The 7799-nt window shown below is 74.4% G+C and carries 10 protein-coding genes and 1 pseudogene; 8 read left to right on the top strand and 3 right to left on the bottom strand.

Going from position 1 to position 7799, the window contains the following annotated elements; translation table 11 throughout:
* The 4 genes and pseudogenes from HN013_RS31890 to HN013_RS31875 form a co-directional block, all read left to right on the top strand.
* A pseudogene (locus HN013_RS31890) lies at positions 1 to 174 on the top strand (4-hydroxy-3-methylbut-2-en-1-yl diphosphate synthase); the annotation flags it as partial.
* A gap of 127 nt (positions 175 to 301) precedes the next feature.
* Positions 302 to 1147 (top strand): GNAT family N-acetyltransferase, encoded by an 846-nt coding sequence (locus HN013_RS31885; RefSeq protein WP_171172469.1) that lies wholly within the window; start codon positions 302 to 304, stop codon positions 1145 to 1147.
* 52 nt (positions 1148 to 1199) lie between these two features.
* Positions 1200 to 1733 (top strand): GNAT family N-acetyltransferase, encoded by a 534-nt coding sequence (locus HN013_RS31880; protein ID WP_171172467.1) that lies wholly within the window; start codon positions 1200 to 1202, stop codon positions 1731 to 1733.
* Between the two features lie 41 nt (positions 1734 to 1774).
* The gene (locus HN013_RS31875) at positions 1775 to 2689 is read left to right on the top strand and encodes a hypothetical protein (protein WP_171172465.1); all 915 of its coding nucleotides are present in this window, start codon (positions 1775 to 1777) and stop codon (positions 2687 to 2689) included.
* A 21-nt stretch (positions 2690 to 2710) separates the two neighbouring features.
* On the opposite strand, the gene HN013_RS31870 is transcribed toward HN013_RS31875, so the two are convergent.
* The 3 genes from HN013_RS31870 to HN013_RS31860 all read right to left on the bottom strand — a co-directional run bounded on the left by HN013_RS31870 (position 2711) and on the right by HN013_RS31860 (position 4696).
* Positions 2711 to 3652 (bottom strand): aminoglycoside phosphotransferase family protein, encoded by a 942-nt coding sequence (locus HN013_RS31870; RefSeq protein ID WP_171172463.1) that lies wholly within the window; start codon positions 3650 to 3652, stop codon positions 2711 to 2713.
* A gap of 61 nt (positions 3653 to 3713) precedes the next feature.
* Positions 3714 to 4163, bottom strand: a complete 450-nt coding sequence (locus HN013_RS31865; RefSeq protein WP_171172461.1) for a DUF4439 domain-containing protein — start codon at positions 4161 to 4163, stop codon at positions 3714 to 3716.
* Positions 4160 to 4696 carry a hypothetical protein gene (locus tag HN013_RS31860; RefSeq protein WP_171172460.1) on the bottom strand — a complete coding sequence of 179 codons (537 nt, stop codon included), beginning with the start codon at positions 4694 to 4696 and terminating at the stop codon, positions 4160 to 4162. The genes HN013_RS31865 and HN013_RS31860 overlap by 4 nt, the downstream gene beginning before the upstream one ends.
* A 195-nt stretch (positions 4697 to 4891) precedes the next feature.
* On the opposite strand from HN013_RS31860, the gene rimP reads away from it, so the two are divergent.
* From rimP to HN013_RS31840, 4 genes are all read left to right on the top strand, one after another.
* Positions 4892 to 5425: a ribosome maturation factor RimP gene (gene rimP, locus HN013_RS31855; protein WP_171172457.1), complete on the top strand. Its 534-nt coding sequence runs from the start codon at positions 4892 to 4894 to the stop codon at positions 5423 to 5425.
* A gap of 2 nt (positions 5426 to 5427) precedes the next feature.
* Positions 5428 to 6420, top strand: coding sequence for a transcription termination factor NusA (gene nusA, locus HN013_RS31850; protein ID WP_171172455.1), 993 nt, complete (start codon positions 5428 to 5430; stop codon positions 6418 to 6420).
* Positions 6421 to 6577: 157 nt separating this feature from the next.
* Positions 6578 to 6856: a YlxR family protein gene (locus HN013_RS31845; protein WP_171172453.1), complete on the top strand. Its 279-nt coding sequence runs from the start codon at positions 6578 to 6580 to the stop codon at positions 6854 to 6856.
* 180 nt (positions 6857 to 7036) lie between these two features.
* Positions 7037 to 7799, top strand: a 763-nt coding sequence (locus tag HN013_RS31840) for a translation initiation factor IF-2 N-terminal domain-containing protein (RefSeq protein ID WP_171172451.1), incomplete at its 3' end; no start/stop codon positions are given.

Genomic DNA, 7799 nt, shown 5'->3' with positions numbered 1-7799 from the left:
CTGGGTGTGGCGTCCGGCAACGGCAAGGGGCAGATCTTCGTCAAGGGCGAGGTCATCAAGACCGTCCCCGAGTCCAAGATCGTCGAGACCCTCATCGAAGAGGCCCTGAAGATCGCCGCACAGATGGAGAAGGACGGCATCCCCTCGGGTGAACCCGAGGTCAGCGTGGGCTGACGCCGGCCGGCGCGGCGAGGGGCCTCCCGTCTCCCTGCTGCGAGGGGGTACACGCGGGACCGGAGAGGTAAAGTGCCAGGATCTGTTCCCCTGGCCTCCGGCCCGTGACGGTGAGGCAACCCCACACGTGTTGACGACGACCACGACCAAGGTCCTGGAACCCGGCGATCTCGACGCCGCCCTCGCGGTCCTCGACCGCGACCCCGTCGCCAACGCCTTCGTCGCCGCCCGTGTCCAGGTCGCAGGCCTCGACCCATGGCGGCTCGGCGGCGAGATGTGGGGCTGGTACGCCGACGGGCGGCTGGAATCGCTCTGCTACGCGGGCGCCAACCTCGTCCCCATCGGCGCGAGTCAGGAAGCCGTCCGCGCCTTCGCCGACCGTGCCCGCAGGGCCGGGCGGCGCTGCTCCTCGATCGTCGGCCCGGCCGAGCCCACCGCCGCGCTCTGGTCGCTGCTGGAGCCCCACTGGGGCCCGGCCCGCGAGGTCCGCGCCCACCAGCCGCTCATGGTCACCCGCTCGCTCCCCGTCGACGTCGACCCCGACCCGCTGGTCCGCCGCGTCCGCAAGGACGAGATGGAGCTGATCCTCCCGGCCTGCGTGGCCATGTTCACCGAGGAGGTCGGCGTCTCGCCGCTCGCCGGGGACGGCGGTCTCCTCTACCAGGCACGCGTCGCCGAACTCGTCGGCTCCGGACGGTCGTTCGCCCGTGTCGAGGACGGCAAGGTCGTCTTCAAGGCCGAGATCGGCGCCGCCACCCGCCACGCCTGCCAGATCCAGGGCGTCTGGGTCGCGCCCGAACACCGGGGCCGCGGCCTGTCCGTGACGGGCATGGCCGCCGTGCTGCGCTACGCCCTGCGCGAGGTCGCCCCCGTCGTCAGCCTCTACGTCAACGACTACAACGCGGCCGCGCGCGCGGCCTACCGGCGCGTGGGCTTCACCGAGACCGGCGCCTTCATGAGCGTGCTGTTCTGACCCGCCGCACCGCCCCCGCCGGGGAGACCGGCCGGCCGGGTAGCCTCCCGGCATGGATGACATCGTGGTCGGCCCGCTCGACCTCGCCGCGCGGGTGGACGACGCGCTGGCCGTGCAGGCCCAGGCCTTCGGGCTCACCGCGGAGGAGGTCGGCGTCCGGCGCCACATCGTGCTCCGCCACCTCACCACCCCCGGCGCCCGGGCCCTGGGAGCGACGACGGAGAGCGGACGGCTCGTCGGCTTCGTCTACGGCATGCCCAACGACCGCCGGCACTGGTGGTCCACCGTCGTGGAACCGTACTTGCGGGCCACCGGTACGGAGGACTGGCTCGACGACGTCTTCGTCATCACCGAGCTGCACGTCCACCCGGCCTTCCAGAACCGGCGGATCGGGCGGACCCTCATCACCTCGATCACGGCGGACGCCGAGGAACCCCGCTCGATCCTCTCCGCCATCGACGTGGAGAGCCCGGCCCGGGCGCTCTACCGCAAGCTGGGCTACCGGGACCTGGCCCGGCAGGTGGTGTTCCCCAGCGCGCTCAGCCCGTACGTCGTGATGGGAGCGGAACTGCCGCTGCAGGAGTGAGGCACCGGTGAATGTCAGTGCCCACCCCTAGTCTTCCGGCCATGGACACCGCAGCGGACACCGCATCAGCGCGCAGGGAAGCCGGCGAACTCCTCCGGGACTACTGGGACTACACCGAGGGGTTCCCGCCCGAGGACCTGGAACCGGAGGCGGCCGCGATACGGGAGCGCTACGCCGCCGTCCTGGAAGCCGTCCCCGACGACCCCACCGGCGTCGGCTGCCTGGCGCTGCTGGCCCTGGGCACCCTGCGGGCGCACATGGAGCACACCGTCAACGTGCTGGTGGACCACCGGGACGACGACCGTGTCCCACCCGCCGAGCTGCCCGCCGACGACGGACCCGGCCGGGCCCTGGCGGCCGAGGCCGTACGGGCCGCCCGCCGGGCCCTGGACCTCCAACCCGCCGACAATCTGGCGGCCTTCGCGCTGGCCTGCTCGCTGGAGGCCCTGGGCGAGCGGGAAGCGGCGGCCGCGGCGTACCGGACGGCGCTCCGCCTCGACCCCCACGACCACGTCGCTCGGGCGAGGGTGGAAGTCCTGGAGAACACCACGCTCCCCGAGCCGGCCGGCGACCTTCCCCCGTCCCATCGGCACGGCTTCCACCTGCTGGAGGGGGCGGTGATGGTGAGCAACAACGGGGACATGGAGGGCTGGTCCTGGCTGCTGAACGACACCGGCGTGCTCCGGGACACCGTGGAGAGCCACCTTCTGGAGGAGGGAGGGTGGTACGACGCGAACGACGAGTTCTCGCTGACCACTCACGTCCCGCGCAGCCGCTGCGACTGGGTGGACCTGCGCCCGGCGCTCCGGGGAGATCCGGCCGAGGACGAGACCCGGACCATCGACTGGTCGAAGGTGCCCCTGCCCGTCTCACTGGGCGACCCCCTGCCCGTCGGCGCGCCCGTCCGGTTCTCGGGGAGGTTCCACTTCTACGGCAGGCAGGAGCAGGTGCAGTGACGGACCTGCGCAAACGGCCGCCTACAGCAACGCCGCGAACTCCAGCAGGAGTTCACCGGTGGTGCGGGCGCCGGAGGCGCGCTCCAGGACGCCGTCGGCCACGGCGCGGAACAGGGTCCAGCCGCGCAGCCGGTCCGGGTCCACCTCCAGGGAGTCGGCGAGCTTGGCCACCCGGCGCCGGACGGTCGCCGCCGCGCCGGGGGAGGCCAGCAGCGTGTCGGCGCGGTCGCGGACGAGCCGGGCCAGGTCGTACGCGCGCTCGCCGGTCAGCGGCCGGGGGCCCACGGCCAGCCAGGGGGTGCGGTCGCCGGCCAGGACCTTGCCCTGGTGGTAGGCGCCGTGCAGCAGGCTCGGCGGCTCGTCGGCCGGGCCCGGGGCCAGCGCGTCCCGCAGCTCCAGCGCCTCGTCGACGAGCACCTGGGCGTCCGCCGCCCAGGGCCTGTCCCGGTGCGCGCGCAGGGCCTCGGCGCGGGCGGCCGTGTGGCCGGCCACCGTGGGCAGCGCGAGCCCGGCGGGCGGTGGGACCCACAGCCGTTGCAGCGTCGCGGACGCCTCCAACTGCGCCTTGGCCTCGGCCAGCGAGCGCAGGCTGACGTCCGCGTGCAGCCGCTCCAGGAGCAGCGCGCCCGCCTCGGGAGCGGCCGCCAGGACGCGGACCGCGCCCAGCCCGTTCCAGTGCTCCAGCGCGGCGCGCTCGGCCTCGGCCCCGCCGTCCGGGGGGACGAGCTTGAGGGCGGCCGGGGTGCCGTCCGCCCGGCGCACGAGGACCACCATGCCGGAGCGCCCGCCCGGCTCCTGCACCCGCTCGGGCGTCAGGTCCCAGCGGTCCAGGCACTCCTGAGCCGTCGCCGGAAGACCGGCCAGCCACCGGCGGGCGGTCTCGGCGCGGCCGAGGTCGGGATCGGAGCCCAGGGCGCGAACCAGCCGTTCCGGCGGTTCGAGGCGGTCGTTCGCATGGCCCATCCCTGTGCTGTCCCTTTCGTCCTTGCCGGTGAGGCAGGTGTCGCCGGTGGCGCCGGAGCCTTCAGGTCTCGTCCGGTCCGCCGGCCGGGGCCCGTCCTGCGAGCCCAGGGAAGGCTACGCTGCCGCCCCGCCAGCGCACCGCCCGCACCGCCGCCTCGCGCAGCGCGGCCGCCGCCTCCCCGCGCAGGGCGCCCCGGGACGCCGCGACCAGATCCGCGTAGACGGCCGCGACCCGGCTCTCCAGCTCGGCGGCCAGCCGGACCGCCGCCGCCCCGTCCGGCACCGGGAACGGCAGCGCGTACGCGGCGTCGGCGGCCGCGGGCTTCCCGCCCAGATCGCGCACGGCACGCCGCATGGCGTCCCGCCGGGCGCGGTGCGCCTCGTACGCCTCACGGGCCTCCTTGGCCCGCTCCTCCTCGGCGCGGGCGCCGACGATCCCGTACCCGTACACCGCCGCGTGCTCGGCGGCCAGGGCCGCCTGTGCGGCGGTCAGCTCCGCCGAGTCCTTCACGCGCCCGCTCCCAGCAGATAGGCGTGCGCCGCGCCCGCCGCCGCCACGGAGGCCAGCAGCCGGGCGAGTTCGGGCGGGGCCTCGGCGAGGGCCGAGCCGTGGCCGTCGGCCGTGCGGCGCTCGGCCGCCGCGAGCGCGGCGAGGGCGGCGTCCTCGTCGGCGGGGACGGCCGGCCGGGGAGGCGGCGAGGACGGGGAGGAGGCCGGGGAGGGCGACGCGGAACCGCCGGAACCGGGTGTTCCGAACGCCTCGGCGTGCCGGGCCACTTCGGCCCGCAGCGGCCGCAGCCGGTCCGCGAGCCCGGTGTGCGCGGCGATCGTCGCGTCGTACCGCGCCAGCAGCGCCGCCGCGTCCCGCCCGGCCCCGGCGCGGAGCCGGGCCTCGAAGCGCGCCCGCTCGTCGTCCGGCCCGGACGCCCCGTCGGAGCAGCCGGAGAGCAGCGGCCCGGCGCCGCCCAGCAGTGCCGCCGCGCCCGTCAGCAGCGCGCGTCTGCGCGGGCCGCCGCGGGCCCGCGTCGTCGTCGTGAACGCCACGTTCCTCTTCCTGCCGGATTTCGTCGGACCACCGTCACGGGATCAGACTCATGATCACCGGACGTGAGCGTACCGGCGCCCGGCGGAACCCCCGTGGACGAGGCACCGAATCGTCAGCCGGGTGCCGGAACGGATAGGCTTTGACCTGACACGCGACTTTCCCACAACAGCACACGCGGCCGAGGAGTCACCCGGATGAGCACCACCCAGAGCGAGCGGCTCCGCGAGCTGCTCGCCCCTCTCGTCAGCGCACGGGAGCTGGATCTGGAAGAGGTCGAAGTGACACCGGCCGGAAAACGGCGTGTGCTGCGCATCGTGGTCGATTCCGACGAGGGCGTTCAGCTGGACGAGTGCGCCGAGCTGAGCCGTGAGGTCTCCGCGAAGCTCGACGAGAGCGACGTGATGGGCGGCGCCCCGTACGTCCTGGAGGTCACCTCCCCCGGCGCCGACCGCCCGCTGACCCAGCACCGGCACTACGTCCGGGCCACCGGCCGGCTGATCAAGGCGCAGCTCACCGCGGGCGGCGAGCTGGTCGCGCGGATCGTGGCCGTCGACGACGAGGGGCTGGACCTGGAAGTGCCGGGCGTGAAGGGGCGCAGGCCCACCGCCCGGAGGCTCGCCTTCGACGAGATCGCGAAGGCCCGCGTGGAGATCGAGTTCAACCGACCGTCCGGTGCGGGGGCCGCGCAGGCCGCAGCAGAAGCCGACGAGAACCAAGAGGAGGCGTAGCCGTGGACATCGACATGAGTGCCCTGCGGGGCCTGGTGCGAGAGAAGGAGATCTCCTTCGACCTGCTGGTCGAGGCGATCGAGTCGGCCCTCCTCATCGCGTACCACCGCACCGAGGGAAGCCGCCGCCGGGCCCGCGTGGAGCTGGACCGGGCGACCGGCCACGTCACGGTCTGGGCCAAGGAGGACCCGCAGGACCTCGCCGAGGGCGAGGAGCCCCGCGAGTTCGACGACACCCCGTCCGGCTTCGGCCGGATCGCCGCGACCACCGCCAAGCAGGTCATCCTCCAGCGTCTGCGCGACGCCGAGGACGAGATCACTTTCGGTGAGTTCGCGGGCCGCGAGGGCGACGTCGTCGCCGGCGTCGTCCAGCAGGGCAAGGACCCCAAGAACGTCCTGGTCGACATCGGCAGGCTGGAGGCCATCCTGCCCGTGCAGGAGCAGGTCCCCGGCGAGGACTACACGCACGGCACCCGGCTGCGCACCTATGTCGTCCGGGTGGCCAAGGGCGTCCGCGGCCCGTCGGTGACGCTGTCGCGCACCCACCCCAACCTGGTGAAGAAGCTGTTCGCCATGGAGGTCCCGGAGATCGCGGACGGCTCGGTGGAGATCGCCGCCATCGCCCGCGAGGCCGGCCACCGCACCAAGATCGCCGTGCGCTCCACCCGCTCCGGCCTGAACGCCAAGGGTGCCTGCATCGGCCCGATGGGCGGCCGGGTGCGCGCGGTCATGGCCGAGCTCAACGGCGAGAAGATCGACATCGTCGACTGGTCGGACGACCCGGCCGAGCTGGTCGCGCACGCGCTGTCGCCCGCCCGGGTGAGCAAGGTCGAGGTCGTGGACCTCGCCGCCCGCTCGGCCCGGGTGACCGTCCCGGACTACCAGCTGTCGCTCGCCATCGGCAAGGAGGGGCAGAACGCCCGCCTGGCCGCCCGGCTCACCGGCTGGCGGATCGACATCCGTCCGGACACCGAGCAGCAGGACAAGCCGGAGTAAGCACCGGCGCGCGGGAGCACCCGGGGGCGCACGGCGGCGGGCCGGCGCAGGTACCGCAAGGCAGTGCCCCCGGCGGTTTCCGCCACGGGTCAAAAAGCATACGGAGCCGATCTGTGCCCCAAAGGGGTGAGCCCGGCTCGGGGAGGTAGACTTAACCGTGTCTGGCCGGACGCATGCCCGCGCATGCCCTCAGCGCACCTGTGTGGGGTGCCGGGAGCGAGCGGCCAAGGGCGATCTGCTGCGGATCGTGTTGATCGAGGGCGCCTGCGTCCCCGATCCGCGCGGTACGCTGCCCGGCCGGGGTGCCTCTGTGCACCCCACACTGGTCTGTCTCGACCTGGCGGTCCGCCGCCGGGCGTTCCCCCGGGCCTTCAAAAGCCCGGGACCGCTGGAAACCGCGGAACTGCGTCGCCACATCGAGCGGATCGAGCAGTAGAAGAGTTGGACCCCGCATCTGCGGGGATGTCCCAGGCACGGGTACCCGGTACCCGTGCGGTCAGGTACCTCGCGATTTGGAAGTAGGTCGAGATTGCGATGAGCACTCGATGAGTACGCGATGAGTACGCCCATGAAGTAGCGACGGTCCGGTTGACAACCCGGACCTAGAAGGAGCGAAGTGGCTAAGGTCCGGGTATACGAACTCGCCAAGGAGTTCGGAGTGGAGAGCAAGGTCGTCATGGCCAAGCTCCAAGAACTTGGTGAATTCGTCCGTTCGGCGTCCTCGACGATCGAGGCGCCGGTCGTCCGTAAACTGACTGACGCGCTGCAGGGGCCCGGCGGCAACGCCGGCAAGTCCGCTGCCAAGCCCGCGGCGCCGCGCAAGGCGGCCCCCGCGAAGCCGGGCGCGCCCACTCCGGGCGCCCCCCGCCCCGCCGCTCCGGCCCCCAAGCCGGCCGCGGCCCCCAGCACCCCCAGCACTCCCAAGCCCGCCGGTGGCGCCCCCACCCCGGGTCCCCGTCCGGGTCCGAAGCCGGCCCCGGCGAAGCCCGCCCCGGTCACCCCGGTGCCCGCGGCGGAGTTCTCCGCCCCTGCCCCGGCGCAGCCCGCCGCCCCGCAGACCGGCGCCCCGCGCCCGGCCTCTCCCGGCCCGCGCCCCGGCGCCCGTCCGGGCCAGACCGGTCAGCAGCGTGACGGCGGTCAGGGTCAGCGCGCCCCGCGTCCCGGCCAGGGCGGTGCCCGTCCCGGCGGTCGTCCGGCCGGTCCCCGTCCGGGCAACAACCCCTTCACCTCCGGTGGCTCCACCGGCATGGCCCGCCCGCAGGCCCCGCGCCCGCAGGCTCCCCGCCCCGGTGGCGGCGCGGCCGGTCCCGGCGGCGCTCCGCGTCCGCAGGGCGGCCCCGGCGGTGCCCCGCGGCCGCAGGGTCAGGGCGGTCCCCGCC

Origin of the sequence: Streptomyces sp. I05A-00742, from assembly GCF_013055795.1 — a bacterium.
Lineage (GTDB): Bacteria > Actinomycetota > Actinomycetes > Streptomycetales > Streptomycetaceae > Streptomyces.
This window is presented reverse-complemented; position numbering and strand designations above follow the sequence as displayed.